The sequence below is a fragment of the Actinosynnema sp. NPDC020468 genome, assembly GCF_040642015.1.
Classification (GTDB): Bacteria; Actinomycetota; Actinomycetes; order Mycobacteriales; family Pseudonocardiaceae; genus Actinosynnema.
This window is the reverse complement of sequence record NZ_JBFAEO010000018.1, coordinates 99,618-118,717: the sequence shown is the minus strand read 5'-3', so window position 1 is coordinate 118,717 and position 19,100 is coordinate 99,618. Positions and strand designations below refer to the sequence as shown.

The 19,100-nt window shown below is 74.1% G+C and carries 14 protein-coding genes; 11 read left to right on the top strand and 3 right to left on the bottom strand.

The window, feature by feature from the left end; all coding sequences use genetic code 11:
• Nucleotides 1–376: 376 nt before the first annotated feature.
• Together AB0G50_RS15610 and AB0G50_RS15605 are read right to left on the bottom strand one after the other, a co-directional pair.
• Entirely contained in the window at nt 377–1,321 is a 945-nt protein-coding gene (locus AB0G50_RS15610; protein ID WP_360107927.1) for an aminoglycoside phosphotransferase family protein, read from the bottom strand.
• Nucleotides 1,318–1,749, bottom strand: a complete 432-nt coding sequence (locus tag AB0G50_RS15605; protein WP_360107925.1) for a MarR family winged helix-turn-helix transcriptional regulator — start codon at nt 1,747–1,749, stop codon at nt 1,318–1,320. Before AB0G50_RS15605 ends, AB0G50_RS15610 begins: the two co-directional genes overlap by 4 nt.
• Nucleotides 1,750–1,806: 57 nt before the next feature.
• On the opposite strand from AB0G50_RS15605, the gene AB0G50_RS15600 reads away from it, so the two are divergent.
• The 7 genes from AB0G50_RS15600 to AB0G50_RS15570 all read left to right on the top strand — a co-directional run bounded on the left by AB0G50_RS15600 (nt 1,807) and on the right by AB0G50_RS15570 (nt 14,312).
• A complete protein-coding gene (locus AB0G50_RS15600; RefSeq protein ID WP_360107922.1) occupies nt 1,807–2,202 on the top strand; it encodes a VOC family protein in 396 nt (131 codons plus the stop codon).
• A 529-nt stretch (nt 2,203–2,731) separates the two neighbouring features.
• Nucleotides 2,732–4,963: a vWA domain-containing protein gene (locus AB0G50_RS15595; protein ID WP_360107919.1), complete on the top strand. Its 2,232-nt coding sequence runs from the start codon at nt 2,732–2,734 to the stop codon at nt 4,961–4,963.
• A 52-nt stretch (nt 4,964–5,015) separates the two neighbouring features.
• Nucleotides 5,016–8,162, top strand: a complete 3,147-nt coding sequence (locus tag AB0G50_RS15590; protein WP_360107916.1) for a tubulin-like doman-containing protein — start codon at nt 5,016–5,018, stop codon at nt 8,160–8,162.
• Between the two features lie 37 nt (nt 8,163–8,199).
• Nucleotides 8,200–10,359, top strand: a complete 2,160-nt coding sequence (locus AB0G50_RS15585; RefSeq protein WP_360107913.1) for a hypothetical protein — start codon at nt 8,200–8,202, stop codon at nt 10,357–10,359.
• A 145-nt stretch (nt 10,360–10,504) separates the two neighbouring features.
• Nucleotides 10,505–11,470, top strand: a complete 966-nt coding sequence (locus AB0G50_RS15580) for a hypothetical protein (RefSeq protein ID WP_360107910.1) — start codon at nt 10,505–10,507, stop codon at nt 11,468–11,470.
• Nucleotides 11,467–12,540 carry an ATP-binding protein gene (locus AB0G50_RS15575; RefSeq protein WP_360107908.1) on the top strand — a complete coding sequence of 358 codons (1,074 nt, stop codon included), beginning with the start codon at nt 11,467–11,469 and terminating at the stop codon, nt 12,538–12,540. Before AB0G50_RS15580 ends, AB0G50_RS15575 begins: the two co-directional genes overlap by 4 nt.
• Complete coding sequence (locus tag AB0G50_RS15570) at nt 12,540–14,312, top strand: hypothetical protein (RefSeq protein WP_360107905.1); 1,773 nt, start codon at nt 12,540–12,542, stop codon at nt 14,310–14,312. Before AB0G50_RS15575 ends, AB0G50_RS15570 begins: the two co-directional genes overlap by 1 nt.
• 15 nt (nt 14,313–14,327) lie before the next feature.
• On the opposite strand, the gene AB0G50_RS15565 is transcribed toward AB0G50_RS15570, so the two are convergent.
• Nucleotides 14,328–14,591, bottom strand: a complete 264-nt coding sequence (locus AB0G50_RS15565; RefSeq protein ID WP_360107902.1) for a hypothetical protein — start codon at nt 14,589–14,591, stop codon at nt 14,328–14,330.
• A 263-nt stretch (nt 14,592–14,854) separates the two neighbouring features.
• On the opposite strand from AB0G50_RS15565, the gene AB0G50_RS15560 reads away from it, so the two are divergent.
• The 4 genes from AB0G50_RS15560 to AB0G50_RS15545 are packed head-to-tail and all read left to right on the top strand — an operon-like array spanning nt 14,855 to nt 18,949.
• Nucleotides 14,855–16,099, top strand: a complete 1,245-nt coding sequence (locus tag AB0G50_RS15560) for an ATP-grasp domain-containing protein (RefSeq protein WP_360107899.1) — start codon at nt 14,855–14,857, stop codon at nt 16,097–16,099.
• Complete coding sequence (locus AB0G50_RS15555) at nt 16,096–16,890, top strand: DUF364 domain-containing protein (RefSeq protein WP_360107896.1); 795 nt, start codon at nt 16,096–16,098, stop codon at nt 16,888–16,890. The genes AB0G50_RS15560 and AB0G50_RS15555 overlap by 4 nt, the downstream gene beginning before the upstream one ends.
• The gene (locus tag AB0G50_RS15550) at nt 16,887–17,939 is read left to right on the top strand and encodes a PLP-dependent cysteine synthase family protein (RefSeq protein WP_360107894.1); all 1,053 of its coding nucleotides are present in this window, start codon (nt 16,887–16,889) and stop codon (nt 17,937–17,939) included. The genes AB0G50_RS15555 and AB0G50_RS15550 overlap by 4 nt, the downstream gene beginning before the upstream one ends.
• A complete protein-coding gene (locus tag AB0G50_RS15545) occupies nt 17,936–18,949 on the top strand; it encodes a dipeptide epimerase (protein ID WP_360107891.1) in 1,014 nt (337 codons plus the stop codon). Before AB0G50_RS15550 ends, AB0G50_RS15545 begins: the two co-directional genes overlap by 4 nt.
• Nucleotides 18,950–19,100 lie beyond the last annotated feature (151 nt).

The following is a 19,100-nucleotide window of genomic DNA, read 5'->3' as shown; positions in this document are numbered from 1 at the left end:
GATCAAGGTCCCGGACCGGACAGGGCCGGAAGTCCTCACGCCGACCGCCGCGGCACACTCGTGAACAGACCTCCACCGGGGACCTTTGTCACCCGGAAGCGTTTCGGTCGGTTCCGCGTCGACCACAGCCACCAAAGCCGGTGCTAAGGTCGGCGGCAATTCCCGAAAACAATGGCGAATTGCCTTCCAGAAACCCCACGGCCGTCCGCGATCTTCGGCGGAACCGGCCCCCCGCACTCGGCGCGGATCCGCTCGACCTGCGCCGACACCCGTCGACCCCTGCTGCTCCAGGGGTCGACGGGCCACCCCATCGGAAATCCTTTCCACACCGCTCGACATCACGATGAGGAGAAAACCCGACCGGATCGTGGTGCGATCAGAGTTCCCGGATCAGCGCGGCCATCTCGTCGTAGCTCGCCCGGACCCGATCGGTCCGGCCGGTGCGGTGGCGCTCCAATCGGGCCGCGCCGAGGTGCACGGCCCGGTAGACCAGGCCGCGGGGCCCGTCGGTGGGGCCGTAGGTCTCCTGGAAGGCCGCGCGGGCGTCGGCCGGTTTGCCCGCGAGCAGCGACAGGCCCCAGTCCGCGAGCGGGTCGCCCCAGGACGCGCGGTCGTGGTCGAGGACGCCGACGACGGTGGGCTCGGGCGCGTCGGGGTCGAGCATGAGGTTGGGCGTCCACAGGTCGCCGTGCAGCAGCCGCGGTTCGGTGACGGCGTCGAACAACCCCTTGTCCCGCGCCACGATCCTGGCCACCTGCTCGACGTCCCGGGCCACCAGCCCGGCGTCGACCAGATCGGCGGCGGTGTCGTGCAGCAGGGCCAGGACGGCGTCGCCCCAGCTGTCGAACCAGGGCCCGGCCACCGGCCCGAACCGCTCGCCGCGCACGTCGTGGACCTTGCGGGTGATCGCGCCGAGCCCCCGGTAGTAGGGCTGCCACTCGTGCCGGGGGTAGCGCTTGATCCCGTCGACGGCGGGCACGCCGGGGAGCACCGACTGCCACACGTAGTCGCGGTCCACGAGGTCGTGCGTCCAGTCGGCGAACAACGTGCGCGGCATCATCGCGGCGATCGGCGCGAAGTGCGGGAGGGCGGCCTGCTCGTTCCGCATCAACCGCCGCTCGATGCGGGCCTGACGCCGTTCCTCGGGCGCGATCCGCAACACCGCCCGCCCGGCGGCCAACGTGACGAGGCAGGTGGTGTTGTAGAGCCCGCCGCCGAGTTCCCGCACCCCGAGCACGCGCGCGTCGGCCCCGAACGCCCGTCGCGCCAACACCTCCACGTCCCCGACCGCCGGGTTCCGCCACTCCACCCGGGCGATCATCCTCCGTCGTGCACGCGCAGCAGCAGCCGGTGGAGGAGTTCGCGTTCGTCGGCGGTCAGCGGCGCGAGCACGGCGTCCTGCACGGCGGTCGCGTCGGCGAGGTGGGCGGCGAGGGCCTTCGTGCCGACCCGGGTCGGGGTGACGACCACGCGGCGGCGGTCGGCGGGGTCGCGGTCGCGGGCCACCTGGCCGGAGGTGGTCAGGTCTTCGAGGACCTTGGCCATGTCGCTCGGGTGGATCGACAGGCGGGCCGCCAGGTCGCGTTGGGTGTGCGGGCCGAAGTCGGCCAGGGCCGCCAGGACGGCGAAGTGCCACAGGCGGGCGTCCCGGTCGGCCAGCCGGGCGGCCAGGGTGGCGCGGGCGGACCGGCCGACCTGGGACAGCAGGTAGGTGGTGAGGACGGTCAGGGTGGGCGGCGTGTCCGGCACCGGGTCATTGTAGGGTCGCCCCAATCGTAGGTGGACACCTATCGAAGGGGACGACCCATGGACGCGCTGTACCCGAGACTGCTCGTGACGCGGTTCGCCGCGTGCTTCCGGTTCTACGACGCCGTGCTGCCGGACCTCGTCGGCGCGACGCTCGCCCGCGGCGACGAACGGGGGCCGTACGCGAGTTGGGACGTGCGGGCGGAGACGGCGGTCGCGCTGTTCGACCGGGCGGCCATGGCGGCGGCGATCGGCGCGGACGGGCGGTCGGCCGAGGGCGACGCGGTGGTGCTCACCAGTCGGGTGCCCGACGTCGACGCGGCGTTCCGACTGTGCCTCGCGCACGGCGCCCGCGAGGTCGCCGCGCCGACCGCCCGACCGGAGTGGGGACCGACCGCGCGCACCGCCCACGTGCGCGACCCCGAGGGGAACCTGCTGGAACTCCAGTCGTACTGACGCCCGCGGCCGACCGTCCGCCGGGTTTTGCGGCCGAACGGTCGGCGCGCCGGGTGGGCGGTGGACAAAAATAGGTCGGGGACGCGGCGGACCAATTCGGGCTGCCCCGACCGGCGCACCGGCGGACGGGCCGGAACCGGACAGCACCGACGTCCGGCGGTTGTCCCCATTTTGGCGGAAATTCCGGCCGGCACCCCGATAATGATCAAGGCCGACGCGCTGACCTCGGCCAATACCCTTCCCGAAGCTCAGCAATGCGTCGCGGCGACGAATCACATCCACTGGCTATCTATTCTTCGACCGATCGCGACGAGCGTGCCTCGCATTTTTTCGTAACGGACCCGCAACGCCAATCGGCAGGCATACTGGTTGCGCGCTTCGGTGTAACGGGCGCAAACTCGGGCGCGATTCCGGGGTACCGGAATGAAGCGGGATAAACTACGGCGCGGGGTGCGCGGGTATGAACTGGTTCGGTCGGGCGGAATACCGCGGGAAACGTCGGTGGCGACGTGTCCTGTGCGCGGTTCCGGTGGGGATCGGGGTCCTGCTGGGCCCGGTGCACGGCGGCACGGCGGAGGGTCAGGGCTCCTCGGCGGACGATCCTCCGCCGGCTCTGCCCGCGCTCCAGGTCGTGGTGCTCGTGGACGAGTCCGGGAGCATCCAGGAGGCGGACCTGGTCCGGGAGAAGGAAGCCGCCCGGACGATCGTGTTCAGCGCGCTGGCGCCGGGATCGCAGGTCTCGGTGGTGGGTTTCGCCAGCACCGGCGAGCAGGGTCGCAGCGCGGTGGACGTGGTGTGCCCGCCGACCGTGCTCGACGGCGCGCAGGCCAGGGACACCCTCGCGGGGTGCGTCGGCAACCTGCGCAAGCGCACCGACCAGGAGGGCAGCGGCACCGACCACGTGCTGGCGCTGCGCCAGGCGCGGGAGTACGTCAAGGCGGGCGGCCCGGAGAAGAAGATCGTCTTCCTGCTCACCGACGGCAAGCTCGACGTGTCCGACAGCCCCAACTGGGGTGAGCCCTCGCAGCGCAACCAGGCCGCCGCGGCCGCGCTGCCGGGCGTGCTCGGCGAGTTGGAGCAGGCGGGCGCGCAGGTGTGGCCGCTCGGGTTCGGCGCGGTGGACCAGGCCGCGCTGCGCGGGTTCGCCAAGGGCAAGAGCTGCACGCCCGCCGCGGCCGACCCGCACGAGTCGGTGGTGCCCAACGCCGCCGAGCTGACCCAGGCCGTGTCCGAGGCGTTCTCCTCGGCCGGCTGCATCAAGTTCGGCGCGAAGGACACCGGCAGCGTGCCCAAGGGCGGCTCGACCGACCTGCACGTCTCGGTGCCCGCGGCCGCGAGCGACGCCTCGATCGTGGTCTACAAGCGCGACCCGCGCGTGCAGGTCGAGTACCGGGCGCCGGGCGCGTCCAAGCCCGCGCCCGAGCAGGGCGGCTCGGCGTTCGAGCTGGCCGGGCAGGCGACCGAGACGGAGTCGTTGCGCATCACCGATCCCGAGCCGGGCGAGTGGACCATCCGGCTGTCCTCGGCCGACGTGGCCGCCGACGACGTGGCCGCGACGGTGGTCTACCAGGCGGCGGTGCGGGCCAACATCTCCGGACCGCCGCAACCCGCCGCCGGGCAGAGCGTCGAGGTGGCCATGCAGATCTGGGCGCGCGGCAAGGCGGTGATCGACAAGGACGCGCTGGCCGGGCTGTCCTTCGTCACCACGCTCACCGGCAGCTCGAACTTCCCGCCGCAGCGGGTCACGCTGACCGACCCGGACGGCGACGGCACGTTCACCGGCTCCTTCACCGTGCCGGCGGACGCGACCGGCGACCTGACGTTCACCGGTCAGGTCTCGGGCATCGGCGTCGGCGGCGACACCAGGGTGTTCCGCGCGGCCGTGCAGCGGGAGGCGCCGAAGGTGCGGGCTCGGTTCCTCTTCGACACCAACCGCGCGACCGCGTCGCCGGGCGACGCGGTGACCGGGAAGGTGTCCGTCAGCAACGACTCCGGCTCGCCCGCCCGGCTGCTCGTGCAGCTGGCCGAGCCGACACCCGGCACCCAGCTGACCGTCGACGACGCGGAGGTGGAGGCCGGCACCGGCACCAGCGAAACCCCGTTCACACTCCGGTTCGGCGACGGGTCCTCGCTCGGCGTGCACGGCGCGAAGCTGCGGCTGGTCGAGGCGGACGACCCGTCGGCGGTGGTCGCCGAGCGGCTGTTCTCCACCGAGGTCGTGGCCAGACCCGGCGTGGTGGAGCGGTTCCTGTGGTTGTGGATCCCGGTCGTGGTGCTGCTGCTGGGTTTCCTCGGCTGGCTGCTGATCAGGTCGCAGGCGAACTCCCGGTCCGCCCGGGTCCGCGGGTTGCGCGCGCAGCTGTGGCGCGGCGGGTTCACCACCTCCGACGTGGTGCCGCGCGACCCGGAGTCGAAGGTGTTCGGCTTCGTGCTGCACGAGGACTTCACCGGTTTGCAGCTGCACCAGGCCGGACCGGGCGAGCCGGGCGCCTACGAGGTGCGGCGCGCCGGCCGCGGTGTCGCCCTGACCGCGCCCGGCGGTCGACCGGTCGTGCTGGCGCTGGGCGAGCGGCACGAGATCGGGCCGGACCTGGCCGTCGAGGTGCTGGACGAGCGCGGCGTGGTCGGAGGGCCGCCCGACCCGTTCAGCCCGGGGAGCGTCGGCCCACCGCCCGGTGAGCCGTTCGCGACCACCTCGCCGCCCACCGCGACCGCGGGGCCGGGCGACTTCCACACCGATCCCCACAACCCGTTCGACTGACCCGACGAGGACCGCGGCGTGCCCGCGGTCAGGACCACTAGGACGGTGCCCAGTGAGGATCTACCAACCGATGATGTTCGTCGGGCTCGGCGGGACGGGGTGCAAGGTCGGCGCCGAGTTCGAGAAGCGGCTGCGCGAGGAGCTGTGCGGTCCCGACGGCACCCGGCTGATGACCGACATGCAGGACCGCGGCTACCTGCCCTACCAGCTGCCCGCGTGCCTCCAGTTCGTCTACGCCGACCTGAGCTCCAACGAGCTCCAGCGGGTGCGCCGCGAGGTGGTGCCCGGCCGCGAGCACGAGTTGGCGGCGCAGAAGACCATGCACCTGATCGGCGACCTGGTGCCCGCGCGGCTGGGCAACTCGGCCGACGTCGCGCAGAGCCTGCGGATCAACCTGGACGAGGACGTCATCGACTGGCTGCCCGGCCGGGAGACCGATCCGCTGATCGGTCCGCTGGTGCGCGGCGCGGGCCAGTTGCCGACGGTGGGTCGCGGCGTGCTGTTCGAGACGCTCCGGCGCAACCCGGACACCGCGCTGCTGGGCGTCAAGGAGGCCATGGCGCGGATCAACGAGTCGGCCGGCGACCTCTTCGTGGTCAGCGGCAAGCGCGCGCAGCGGCTCGACCCGGTGATCGTGTTCGTGGTGTTCTCGGTGGCGGGCGGCACCGGCAGCGGGATCTACTACGACTACCTGCACCTGGTCGGCGACCTGATGCAGCGCGGCGGCAAGCGGGCCGAGATCTACCCGCTGGTGATGATGCCCTCGGCGTTCGACGACGGGCAGGGCGGCGGGCGGCCCGCCGACCTCAACGCGGGTTCGGCGCTGGTGGACCTGTTCCGGCTCGTGGACGACCAGAACGCGCAGGGCGCGGCCGAGCGGCTGGACTCCCACGGCGCGCGCGGCGCCCTGTCGGTGCGCTACCCGAAGCTCGACGTGGTGCACCTGCGGCCGAACACGGTGCAGACGGCGTTCCTGTTCGGCCGTCCGGTCGGCGGGGTGCGCCGGGACGACCTGAACCGCTCGATGGTGTCGCTGATGACCTCGCTGATCGGCGCGGGGCCGAGCGACCAGGACGAGGACGAGGACGGCGCGAACCGGCCGTACCAGTCGTTCGCGGACGGGTTCATCAACAACCAGGTGGACCGGCACGCGACCGCGGACACCGGTGTCGGGCGGCGGGGCGTGACGACGAGCGCGGTGGCCGCGCTGACCACGCCGCTGCTCGAGCTCACCGACGTGATCAGCTCGCACCTGCTGGCCCGGGCGGTGGACGAGCTGCTCGTGCCGCCGGGCGCGGCGGAGACGAACAAGCCGCACATCCGGCGCTTCATCACCGCCTCGGGTCTCGACCGCCTGCTGGAGGCGACGCCGGCGCGCATCCCGCCGCCGGGCAACCCGGTCGGCTACGGGCCGGTCACCGCGGTGCTGAACGAGCGGGCGTCGGCGATGAAGACCAACGCGGACCGGGGTCACGACGCGCTGGCCGGACCGATCGCGACGCTCGCGCAGGAGTTCGACCCGACCTCGGCGGCGGACGTGCTGCTGCACGACGTCGACCTGTTCCGGCTGGACCGCACGATCTTCGGGCACCGCGACCTCGCCGACCCGCTGGACAAGGGCGGTTTCCGGTCGCTGCTGGAGGGGTGGCGGTCCCCTCCCCCGCCGCCGCCCGGCCTCGACCCGTCGAGCCCGCCGCTGCCCCAGGACCTCAAGCGCAGCGTGACCCGCCGGCTGCGGATCGCCGACGAGTCGGTGCAGGCCGTGATCAACGCGCAGAACGTCTGGTACGCCTGGCAGACCCGGCGGATCTGGAACACCGCGTGGAACGACAGCCACCGGTTGTGGAGCAGGCCGTGGGGCGCGTTCACCGAGGAGTTCCGCGCGGTGCGCGACCAGTTCGAGGCGCACGCCCGCGGCGACCAGCACCAGTTCGACCTGCGCGCCCGCGACCTCTACAAGTCCCGGGTCGGCGTGACCTACCTGCTGCCGCCCGAGGACCACGGGCTCGAGGGCTTCTACCAGGTCGTGCTGGCGCGCTTGAAGGAAGACCTCGCCCAGCACCTGCCGCGCAACCCGCACGAGGGTCACGTGCTGAACCTGCTGCTGGGTCGGGACGGCTGGGCGCAGGCGTTCGCCAAGGGCAGGCAGGACCCGGAGGCGGCGGTCGCGGACGTGCGGCAGTGGATCAAGCGGGCGGTCACCGAGCGGGTCCGCCCGGACGACCGCAGCAGGCCCGCGCTGGTGCCGCGGATGGACGACCTGTTGGCGAACGCCGTGCAGCGGCGGGACAACAGCGTCACCGAGGCCGACCTCAACCGGTTCCGGCAGAAGCTGGCCGAGCTGGTGCCCGGCGGGTTCGCGCCCGACGGCCACGGTCCGCTCAAGGCGCTGTTCACCTACCCGGCGGCGCGCGAGGACGACGACGTGCAGCGGTTCCTGCGCCGCGAGGTGTCGCTGCCGATCGACATGCACGGCGAGCCCGAGTTCCGCGCGGTGCAGGCGGACTCGATGGTCGTGGTGCTCAACCGCAACTCGATGGGCGTGACCGAGGTGCCCGAACTGCGCCGCGTGGTGCGGTTGTGGGCCGACGCCCAGCGCGCGCCGCACCCGCAGGACACGCTCCAGTGGCGGCGGAGGTTGAGCCAGGACACCGACTACCTGCTGATGGACGAGCGCGACCGGCGGCAGGTGCTGCACCGGCTGCTGTGCGCGGCGTGGGACGGGCGGGTGTCGGTGAGCGGCAAGCCGGAGAGCCCCGACCACATCACGGTGGCGGTGAGCAGCGAGGCCTCGCCCATGACGCTGGACCTCGCGCCGCTGGGCAACCTGTCGTCGTGGGCGAGCGTGCTCCAGTCCTACGAGCGGTGGATCCTCACCGACGACGACGCCAACCGGCGCGCGTTCGCGGCCCGCCTGATGTCGTGGGTGCCGGCGGGCGCCGACCGCTCGCCGTCGCCGCCCGCGCCGGAGTTCACCACGCTGGTGGCGCTGGGCGGGTCGGAGCTGGCCAAGATCTGGGAGGCGGAGCGCAGCCCGGTGCTCGGCCGGGACGCCCAGCTCGCGGTGTTCAAGTCGTTCTGGGGCGAGTCGCTGCCGGCCGCGCTCAACCAGCGGCTGTCGACCACCCCGAAGAGCCTGCTGGAACTGCGCGAGCACGTCGACCTGACGCACGGTCTCGGCGGAGAGCACCGGCCATGACGGGCGGACCCGGTCCGGACGCGGGAGGTGGGTGGTCGTGAGCACGTCGAGGGTGGTGGTCGTCGACCTGCGCGGCGGTGGCGCGCCGCCGGCGGACGTGGCGGGCGGCGTCGTGGTGCTCGACCACGCGGGCTCGCTCGTCGCGCACGGCGACGTGTACCTGCGGTTGCTGGGCGAGGACATGGTCACCGGCGTGGTGTGCCTGGCGGTCGGCGAGGAGCCGGACCGGACCGACGGCGTGGTGCTGACCGTGCCGCCCGCGCTCCGGCACGCCTGCGTGCTGTGGGTGGGCGACCCGCGCGGGGTGGAGTGGGCGCCGGAGCGGACCGCGCCCAAACCCGTGGAGCGGCCCGGTGTCGCGCTGGACGACCTGGTGGCCGCGTTGCGCGCGCCGCAGCTGTTCGACCGGGTGGTGGCGTTGGCCGAGCAACTGGGCGCGCCCGCGGCGAGTCCGGGCATCCGGCTGGTGTCCAACGCGTCGGACCTGGGCGAGCTGGCGCACGCGGGCTCGACGGTGGTCCGCACGCTGTGCGCGGAGGACCGGCCGCTGCCGCACGACCTGGACGCCGCGCTCGCCCGGGGTCGGCCGGTCGGGTCCGAGGGCGCGGTGCTGTCCGGTCGGGTGCGCGAGGCGCAGGCGGACGCGGTGCGCCGGCTCGGCCACGTGGTGGCGCTCGCGGGCGCGTTGTCGTCGCCGGGCGCGTTGTTCGGCGCGGACCGGCCGACCCGTCAGCTCGGCGCGCACGTGCGGTGGGCCGGGCAGGCCGCGGAGCAGCACCGGCGGGTGGTGGTCGAGCTGCTGCACCGGATCGACGGCCACCTCCAGGTGGGGCGCCCGTCGGTCGGCGAGGTGGTCGAACTCGGCGCGCCGCCGCCGTGGGAGAGCGACGGTCGCGAGGTCGCGGCCGGGTTGCGGGACGTGGTCGACGGCGAACTCCGGGCGGGTGCGTCACTTCCGCCGCTGGCGCACCGGTTGCGGCTGATGGGCGCGCGCACCGCGCCGCAGGGGTGCGCGGGCGCGCTGGAGACGGTGCGCGGTCGTGGGCCGCACGCGCTGGCGATGCCGGAGTTCCGCCGGTGGCCGCTGCGGTTGTGGACGGCGCCCGCGGTGCTGCTCGGGTGCGCGCTGGTCGCGTTCCTGCTCGGGCCGGGGTGGCCGGGTCCGCTGGCGGGGGTGCTGCTGGCGCTGGCCTGGTTCGGCGTCGGGTGGCTGCTGCTGGGTCGGCGTCCGCTGGCCGACGGCGAGCCCGGGTTGCGGGCCGCGCTGGGCCGGGCGCTGGCCGGGTACGCGGCGCCGGGCCTGCTGGGCGCGGTGGCCGGCGCCCTGCTCGAGGTGCCGGTGCCGGTTCCGGCGTGGCTCGGCCGGTCGGTGGCCGCGGTCGTGGTGCTGCTGGCCGCGGCGGCCGCGGTGTTCGGCTGGCGGGCGGCGGTGCGGCGGTGGCGCGCCGGGTTGCGGATCGCGGAACTGCACCTCGCGGTCGAGGAGGCGGCCCGGGTCACCGAGGGCGTCGTGGCCCGCGAGTGGCTGCCGGTGCGCAGGCGGCGGACGACCGCGTCGGCGGCCTCCGAGGTCGCGGCCGGGTTGGACGAGGTCGCCGCCGGATTGGCCCGCGACGGCGCGGTGTTGTTCAGCGGCGCGCTGCCCGGTCCGCGCGACGGCAACGGGCTGCGGCCGGTGCCGCAGGAACTGCTCGCGGTGGTGCGCGCCGACCTGGTGGAGGTGTGCCGGTCCGCGCTGGCGCCCGCGTGGCAGGCCGCGGAGAACGGCGAGCGGACCCCGGAGGGCGTCTACGCGCAGCGGGTGGAGCGGTTGCTGGTCGAGTACGACGCCGCCGTGCGCCGGGAGGGCCTGCTGGCGGTCGGCGAGGACGTCGACCGGGCCCGGGACGCGCTGATGGCCAGGCTCTGGGCGGAGTCGCCCGCCGCGCACGCCGCGCTGCGCACCGACGTGGGCGGCGAGATGACCCAGTTGTGCCGCAGCGGCCAGCTGGGCTACCTCAGCACGACCGCGGTGCCGGGTCTGATCCGGTTCGCGCCCGGCCGGTTGCGCCGGGTGCTCGAGGCGCGGGGCGAGGCGCGCGGTCCGGTCGCGGACCCGAGCGTCGCGTGGGGCGACTCGGGCGAACTCGTCGGCGCGCTGCGCCTGGTGCCGCTGCGGGCGGAGTCGGTCGCCCGCGCGCTCGGCGGGGTGCGGTAGATGGCGGATGCCCCGAACGGACTACGGGAACCCTTGTCCGCCAACGGTTCCCGGCTTCCTACGCACGTGCCACGATGGGCGTGCGGCACGGCGGGGCGGGACGGCGGGTGGCAGGGTCCGAGCGGCGTCGAGCGGGGTGCGGTGGATGGGTTCTGGTGAGGTCGTGCGCTGTCGCAACGGGCTGGGCGTGCTCGGCGAGCTGGAGATCGAGGAGCTGGCCGGGTTCGTCACGCCCGGTTCGGCGCTGGACCAGCAGTTGGTGCGGGTGAAGGGGCAGGTGTACGTGCGCAAGTACGTCTCGCGCGCGTCCGGCGGTCGCAACCCCCACCTGTACGACCTGCTGGAGAACGAGGTCCGCGCGGGCACCCGGCTCGGCCAGGTGTTCCGGGACGCCTACCCGCGCCAGCTCGCGAGCCTGGTCGCCTACAACACCGATCTGGAGGAGCCGTTCGTGTTGCTGCGCGAGTACTTCGGCGAGCCGGCGGCCGGTCCGGCCACCCGGTTCGAGACCGCCGACCGGCTGCGGTTCCAGCACGAGCTGCTCCGGGCGCTCCAGCTGGTCTCGATCGCGGGCCTGGTGCACGGCGCGGTCGGGATGGAGACCGTCCGGTGGCACGAGGGCAGGCTCCAGCTGGTCGACTTCGAGTGGGCGCAGCGGGTGGGCGAGCCGCGGCGGCCGGGCCGGCGGTCGATCGCCCGGTCGCCGGAGCAGCAGCACGGCGGCGGTCTGGTCGACGGGCGCGACGACGTGTGGGGCGCGGGCGTGCTGATCCGCGAGCTGCACCTGGGCCGGCTGGGGGTGAACGGCCACCGCGGCCAGGACCCGACCCTGTTGCGGGACCTGCTGAACCCGGTGTTCGACCGGCCCGTCGAGCACCGGCCGACCGCGGCCGACCTGCTGGTCCGGCTGCACGGCGACGCGACCCCGCCGCCCTTCGCGGACCCGGACGCACCGCTCGCCGCCGGTCGCGAGCTGTTCGAGCAGGTGGCCAGGCGCAAGACCGGCGCCGCGCCACCGCCACCGGCCGGCAAACCGCGGAGCTGGCTGCGGACGCTGTTCACCCTGATGGCGCTCGCGGTCGTCGCCCTGCGCGGGACGAGGCCGTGGTGACCGGGCGCGCGGTGCGCTGCCCGGTGTGCGCGGACCGGATCAGCTGGGAGCCGGGCGCGCCGGTGTCGGTGTGGGACGTGGAGAACAGCCGGTACGAGACGGTGCGGGTGACCGCGTTGGCCCCGGAGAAGCGCGCCGACCTGGAGCGGCTGGCCTACCGCCAGTGCCCCAACCCGAGCGGCGACACCGCGGCGCACTACCTGCCCGCGACCTACGCCGACCACGGCGAGCCGCTGGTGATCGGGCTGGTCGGCGCGCCCGCGTCGGGCAAGACGCACCTGCTGACCGCGATGATCCGGCAGATCCACCTCGACGGCCTCGGCGCGCACGGGATCACCGCCGCGCCGCTGGACTTCCGCCGGCACCGCGACTTCCACGACGACTACGTGCGCAAGTTCGAGGCGGGCGGCACGTTGTCCGGCACCGACACCGGCGTGGTGGAGGCGGCGGACATCCTGCTGCTGCGCGGGCCGACGGGCGCCCGGCCGGTGTCGTTCTTCGACGTGGCGGGCGAGGACCTGGAGGACCCCGAGGCGCGCAACCGGGCGACGAAGTTCCTGGCCGGCACGACGGCGGTGGTCTTCGTGCACGGCTCGGAGGACCCGCTCGACACCGGTCGGCCGACGCCGCGGAGCGAGAACCGGTCGTTCCACCTCGCCGTGGAACGACTTCTGGCGCTGCCCGACGGCGCGCGGCTGCCCGCGGTGATCGCGGTGACCAAGTCCGACCGGCTGCGGTACGTGCCGCCCGCGGACCGGTGGCTGCACCGGGGCGACGAGCGGACCGTGGACGCGGCCCGGATCCGCGCCGAGAGCCGGGACGTGTTCGCCTACCTGCACCACGTGGGCGCGGGCGCGTCGTTGCGGCCGTTCGAGGCGTTCACCCGGTGCGCGCTGCACTTCGTGTCGGCCAGCGGCGGCGACGCGAAGCCGGTCGACCGGGGCGACCCGGCGGTGCGGCACTTCCCGCGCGGCTTCCGGCCGACGAGGGTGTTGGAGCCGCTGGTGTCGATCCTGGCGATGACCGGCATGATCGCGGGCGCGGAGGCGGAACGGGTGGGTGCGCCGTGATGGGCTCAGGACTGCACCGGGCGTACTTCGCCTGGTCGGAGACGAACCAGCAGCACACCATCGTCAGCTCGTCGTTCGACAGCGAGCACCAGCGCCGCAAGTGGGTGAACCGGTTGCGCGACCACGTGCGGCTCCAGCCGACCACCGCGGGTCCGCCACCGGCGTCCGCGCTGACGCTGCTGCGGTTCACCGACGACACGGCGGCGCTGGTCCGGCGGATCCGGCGGGGTCACTCGGACGGCCGCAACGACGCGACCGTCCTCATCGGACCGGACTCGCTGCTCGACGTGGACCGGGCGGTGGCCATCGAGCTGTCCGGCGCCGGCACGGTGTGGTCCGACGAGCCGCCGCCGAACGAGCAGATGTCCACGGTGGCACCGGTGTTCCTCAACGAACTGCCCGAGCCGCGACCGCTGCCCGAACTGGCGCCGTTCCGGGGTCAGCTGGTCGAGGTGCTGTCCCGGTTCCTGGAGAACCCGTACCAGTCGGTGACCGTCGTCGGGTTCCCGGAGCGGGAGCGGCTGGTGATGGCGTGGGGCGTGTGGGCGTGCCTCTCGCTGCACCAGGACCGCCGGTTCGCCGACCGGGTGTCCTCGTTCTCCACCTACGAGCACCGGCACGACGTGGGCCAGCCCGGTCTGGTGTTCGCGCCGCTGCGCCCCTCCGGCGGCGCCGTCGAGCGCACCGTGGTCGACCTGCGCTCCAACGCGGTCCGGGTCCGCGCGCCCGAGGCCGAGCAGCTCGTCGCGCTGCTGTTCGGCGAGCAGGTCAACGCCAGGCCCAGCCGCGTGCCGGTCGAGAACCACGCGGCGCCCGTGCCGCCGGAACCGCCGAGGACCCCGCCGCCGAACCCCGTCCGCCCGCCGACCCTGCCGCCGCCGGTCGTGACCGCGGGCCGGTCCCTGCTGCTCTCCGGCCCGTCCGCGCAGGCCCTGCTGAACCAGCTCCAGCAGGAGCGGCACAACCCGCGCGAGGGGATCCGGAAGGCGTTCGACGTGCCCGAGATCGACCGGGTGACCGCGCTGGTCGAGCACGGCATCCGGGACGAGTTCCTGCGGACGTTCCTCACCGTGCTGTACGGGCCGAAGCTGGAGGACCTGCGCGACGAGCGGAGCAGGGCGCGGAGGCACGCGGCGGAACTGCTGGCGCGGTGCGAGTCCGAGCAGCTGGCGATGCTGCTGGGCGCCGCGGTGCGCGACGACGGGCCGTTGGCGATGCAGGCCTACGACCGGTGGACGGCGAACGGCCGCCTGCCCGCGCGGCCGACCGGGCAGGCGGCCAGGGTGGCCCAGGCGGTGCGGCGCAGCCGGCGGCTGACGGCCGTCGCGATCGCCGCGGTGGTCCTGTTCCTGGGCCTGGTGTTCGGGCTCGGCTGGGCGGTCGGCCGACCGACCGCCGCGGCCGTGCCGACGACGGGCACCTCGGAGCCCGCGCCCCAGGCCGTCGTGCCGACCACCACGGAGGCGCCGCCGGCCGGGAAGGCCACCGGCACCGCGGTGGTGCCGTTGCCCGATCCGACCTCCGTGGTGGTCTCGTTCGTGCGCGTCGGCGAGTCCTACTACCCGCAGGACAGGTGCGTGGCGGAGGGGACGCCGGACACCTGGAGGTGCCCGCAGGTGAGCCAACCGCCCGACAAGCCGAACACGTTGCCCGGTCTGGTCGCGATCGCGGTGCCGGGGGGCGAGGTGCCCCTGCTGCTGGCGAAGGCGAAGGGCGTCGAGGCGGTCGTGCGCGGCGCCGCGTGGGGCGCGGAGCAGGTCGTGCGGCCATGACGGGCGTGGTGGCCGTCAGCGGATGTCGGCCACCACGTAGAAGTACCAGCCGGGTCCGCGGGAGCCGCCCTGCGGCGCGCTGGTGAAGTAGTGGCACGGCCAGGTCTGGAACTCGGGCGGGCTGCGCCACGCGGTCGAGTCGGCGTCGCAACTCGTCTGGTCCGCGTACGGACCCACGTAGTACCGCGCCCACCACGGGTCGGCCTGCGCGGCGCCGCCGGCCGCCAGGACACCCCCGAGTGCCAGCACGGCCGCCAGTAACCCTTGCGCACGTCTCATCGGACACCCCTCGCGAGTAGGAATTCCCCGAAGGTTCACACGAGACGTGCCTGGTCAGCCAGCCTTTCCACTCGCTTGTACCAACGCTGTTCGGCTATCGAACGATCGGCGACATTTCGATCGGCGATCGATCGAACGGTGTCCGCCAAGCGGCCCAGAGACGATCAACCGGGGGGCGGTACCGCGCTTCGATTGACAATGATTACCATGTTGCCCACTTCATGATCGTGGTTGTCGTTGTCGTTGTCGAACAAGGGGGATGAGTGGCCCACCTGCTGATGGTCGAGAGCTGGGTCGGCGCGATGAGCTCGCTGCTGCCCCGGGCGATCCACGAGTCCGGACACCGGTTCACGTTCATCACCCGCGACCTGCACCACTACCTGCGCAGCGCACCGGCGCACCCGCACCCGCTGCTGGCGGCGGACAACGTGCTCACCGCCGAGACCAACGACCTGCCCGCGCTGCTCGACCACGTCGCCGCGCTGCACGAGGTGCTGCGGTTCGACGGCGTGATCTCGTCGTGCGACTACTACCTGGCCACCGTGGCGCACGTCGCCGCGCGGCTGGGTCTGCCCGGACCGGACCCGCGCGCCGTCGAACGCGCCTACCGCAAGGACCTCACCCGGACCGCGCTGGCCGAGGCGGGCGTGCCCGGGCCCCGGTTCGCGCTCGCCGAGGACTGGTCGGCGACCGCCCGCGCCGCCACCGCGCTCGGCTACCCGCTGGTGATCAAGCCGGTGGACCTGTGCGCCGGCATGCACGTGCGCAAGGTCGCCGACGAGCACCAGCTGCGCGAGGCGTTCGCCGCGATCGAGGCGTTCCCGGTCAACGCCCGCGCCCAACCGAGGGTGCGGACCGTGCTGCTGGAGGAACTGCTCACCGGACCCGAGGTGAGCGTGGAGACCGTGACGGTGGCCGGCACGACGCACGTCGTCGGCGTCACCGACAAGAGCCTGGCGGGTTCGCCGTGGTTCGTGGAGAGCGGTCACATGTTCCCCGCCGACCTGGACACCGCCGCGGCCGAGGAGGTCGCGGTGCGGGCGATCACCGCGCTCGGGCTGGACGACGCGGTCGCCCACACCGAGGTCAAGCTGACCCCGGACGGACCTCGGCTGATCGAGGTCAACCCGCGGCCGGCGGGCAACCGGATCACCGAGCTGGTCCGCCGGGTCACCGGGGTCGACCTGCCCGCCGTGTACGCGCAGCTGGCCGTCGGCGAGAAGCCCGACCTGCGGCCCGCCGACACCGGCGTGCGCAGCGCGGCCGTCTCGTTCCTGCTGCCGCCGCGCGCCGGTCTGCTCGCGGGCGTCGACGGCGACCTGGCCGGCGCGCCGGACGTCGTGGACTGGGCGCTCAAGGGCGAGGGCCACCGGGCGGGTGACCCGACCAGCAACAACAGCTACCTCGGGCACGTCGTGGTGACCGACACCGCCGGTCGCGGCGCGCGGGCGAAGGCCGAGCGGCTGGTGGGCGCGCTGACCGTGCGGTACGCGGAGGAGCAGGCGTGACGCTGGACGACCTGGTCGCGCTGGTCCGGCGCGGCGAGCTGGGGCCGGACCCGGCGGGCAGCGAGGTGAGCGTCGCGTTCACCACCAGGCAGGGCGCCCGGCACGCCACCCGCGACCAGACCTACCGCAACACGGTGGTGAGCCTGCGCGTGGAGGCGTCCGTCGGGTCGTGCTCGGTGGAGGAGATCGCGGACGCCGACGTGCACGAGTGCGTCGGCCGGACCGTCGGCGAGCTGCTCGACCACCCGGACCCGGCGATCCGGACCGCCGTGCTGGACGCCTACCTCGGGCACGTGCGCCCGCACGCCGCCTCCGACGCCCGGACGGTGACCGTCGGTCCGGGCAGCTCACTGGTGAAGTCGTTGCGCCGCGCCGAGGCCGTGGTGGACCTGTTGGACCCGGCGCCCGGCGAGCGGGTGCTGGTCGTCGGCGTCGTCAACTCGCTGCTGCACCACCTGCGCGAGCGCGGCACCGATTACGTCGCGTGCGACCTGCGCGGCGGCCGGACCGAGTGGGGCGAGGCGGTCACCACCGACGCCACCGCCGCGCTCGACCGGTGCGACCTCGTGCTGGCGTCCGGCATGACGGTCGGCAACGGCACGTTCGAACCCCTGCTGCGCGGTGCGCGCGCGGCGGGCACACCGGTCGTGGCGTTCGCGCAGACCGCGAGCGCCGTGCTGCCGTGGTTCATCGGATCCGGGGTGCGCGCGGTGGCCGCCGAGCCCTACCCGTTCTTCTGGCTCGACGGCGGACCGACCACCACCCACCACTACACGGAGCGTCCGTCGTGACCCGGAGGAACCACCACCTGCTCGACCTGCTCGGCGACACACCCGTGGCGCGGATCGACACGCCACTCCCCCACCGCCACGGCGGTTTCTGGGCGAAGCTCGAATGCCTCGGCGCGGGCGGCATGAAGGCGCGGCCCGCCGTGTCGATGCTGCGCGCGGCCCGGGACCGGGGCGAACTGCGGCCGGGCGCGGTGGTCGTGGAGTCGACCAGCGGCACCCTCGGCCTCGGCCTCGCGTTCGCGGGCCAGGCGCTCGGCCATCCCGTCGTGCTGGTCGTGGACGACGAGTTGGAACCGTCGATGCGGACCCTGCTGCGCACCCACGGCGCGCGGCTGGAGGTCGTGGAACAGCCGCACCCGACCGGCGGCTGGCAGCAGGCCCGGCTGGACCGGCTCACCGCCGTGCTGGCCGAGCACCCCGACTCCTACTGGCCCGACCAGTACAACAACCCCGACAACCCCGCCGGGTACGCCGGTCTGGCCCGCGAGCTGGTCGACCAGCTGGACCGGGTCGACGTGCTGGTGTGCAGCGTCGGCACCGGCGGGCACAGCGCGGGCGTGGTCACCGCGCTGCGCCGGTACTGGCCCGCGATCCGGCTGGTCGGCGTGGACACGGTCGGCTCCACGATCTTCGGGCAACCGGCCAGGGCCCGGGTGATGCGCGGCCTGGGCAGCAGCATCTACCCCCGCAACGTCGCTTACTCCGAATTTGACGAGGTGCACTGGCTCGGGCCCGTCGAGGTGGTCGACGCGTGCCGGCGGCTGGCCCGCGACGCGTTCGTCACCGGCGGGTGGAGCACCGGCGCGGTCGCCCTGGTGGCCGCGTGGGCGTCCCGGGTCGAACCGGGCGCTGTAGTGGCGACGATCTTCCCCGACGGTCCGCACCGCTACCTCGGCACGATCTTCGATGACGGCTTCTGCACCGCGCGCGGCCTGCTCGGCCCCTCGGCCGACCGGCCGGTCGAGATCGGCCACGCGGACACCGTGGAGGTGACCGGGTGGGCGCGCTGCCGCTCGGTGGTCGACCCGCGCCTGGCGGTGCCCGCGTGAGGGTGACCTGGGAGGTCTACGGCCTGGAGCTGCGCACCCCGCTGCGGATCTCGCGGTCGGTGATGAGCAGGCGGGACGCGGTGCGCGTGGTCGTGGAGTGCGACGGCACGCGCGGTCACGGCGAGGTCGTGACCAGCGTCTACTACGGGCTCGACGTGCCGCGGATCCTGGAGCTGCTGACCGGGTTGCGCCCCGCGTTCGCCGGGGTGCGCGAGCCGGCGGCCGCGTTCGACCTGATCACCGACCTGCCGTCCGGGGTCCGGGCGGCGGTCGACGCGGCGCTGCACGACCTGGTCGCGAGCCGGGCCGGCGTGCCGGCCCGGGTCGCGCTCGACTGTCCGGAGTGGACGGACGTGGCGACCGCGTACACCATCGGCCTCACCTCGCCCGGCGAGGCCGCGAGCCAGGCGGCCTCCTTGGCGCACCGGGGTTTCTCGGTGCTGAAGGTGAAGGCGGGCGGCGACCACGACGTGGCCGTGGTCCGCGCGGTCCGGGCCGCCGCGCCGGAGGCGAGGCTGGTGCTCGACCCCAACGGCGGGTGGACCGCCGAGCAGGCGGCACGGGTGCTCGACGCGATCGGCGCCGCCGGCGTCGGGCTGGACGCGGTGGAGCAACCCCTCGCGCCCGGTCACCTCGAGGCGTCGGCCTGGCTGCGCGCCCGGTGCGCGTTCCCGCTGGTGGCCGACGAGGACGCGGCGACGGTGGCCGACGTGCGGGCCCTCGCGGGCGTGGTCGACGGCGTCAACGTGAAGCTGGCCAAGTGCGGCGGCGTCACGGCCGCGCTGGAGCTGATCGCCGCGGCGCGGGAGGTCGGCCTCGACGTGATGTTGGGCTGCCTCGTCGCGTCCTCGCTCGGCATCGCGCCGGCCGTGCACCTGACCGGGCACGCCCGCTGGGTCGACCTGGACGGCCACCTGCTGCTCGCCGACGACCCGTGGTCGGGCATCTCCGGCGAGGACGGCACCCTCCGGCTCTCCGACGCGCGCGGGTGGGGCGTGGTGCGCCGATGACCCGCTCCACCCCGGGCGATCCCGCTCCCCCCGTTCCCGTGCCCCGACCCCCGACCCGTGCGACCGCACCCGGACCACCAGGAATCACAACCATGACGACCTCCCGGACCACGACCCCGGATCCGGTCGTGGTGCCCCGATGACCTCGTTG